Source organism: Streptomyces sp. AC627_RSS907, from assembly GCF_019049165.1.
Window position 1 is genome coordinate 1 of record NZ_JAGMUE010001349.1, and the last position, 607, is coordinate 607.

Here is a 607-nt window from a genome sequence, read left to right on the forward strand (position 1 = left end):
CTTCATGGTGGCGCTGCTCGGCACCCTGTCGGTGCTCATGCTGTGCCGCATCGGGCGGCGGCTGTTCCGCTCCACGGCCCTCGGCTGCCTGGCCGGCGGCCTGCTCGCGGTCGACGGGCTGCACTTCGTGATGAGCCGCACCGCGCTGCTCGACCTGGTGCTCATGTTCTTCATCCTGGCGGCGTTCGGCGCCCTGCTGGTCGACCGGGACCAGGCCCGGGCCCGGCTCGCGGCGGCGCTGCCCGTCGGCGCCGACGGCCTGGCCAGGCCGGACGCCACGGTCGCCGAACGGCTCGGCCTCGGCTGGCGGCCCTGGCGCGTTCTGGCGGGCGTAAGCCTGGGCCTGGCGTGCGGCACCAAGTGGAACGGGCTGTACGTGCTGGCCGCCTTCGGCCTGATGACGGTCGTCTGGGACGCGGGCGCCCGGCGCACCGCGGGCGCCTGGCACCCCTACCGCACGGCCCTGCGCCGCGACGTACCGTGGGCGTTCCTGGCCACGGTGCCGGTCGCGATCGCCACCTACGTCGCCTCGTGGGCCGGCTGGTTCGCCAACAGCGGCAGCCACAGCGAGGAGTTGGGCTGGCGGCACAGCGGCTACTTCCGGCAC

Annotated in this window: 1 protein-coding gene; it reads left to right on the forward strand. The window is 74.8% G+C overall.

Annotated elements, in window-relative coordinates:
* Positions 1 to 607, forward strand: a 607-nt coding sequence (locus tag KUM32_RS41860) for a phospholipid carrier-dependent glycosyltransferase (protein WP_217146848.1), incomplete at both ends; no start/stop codon positions are given.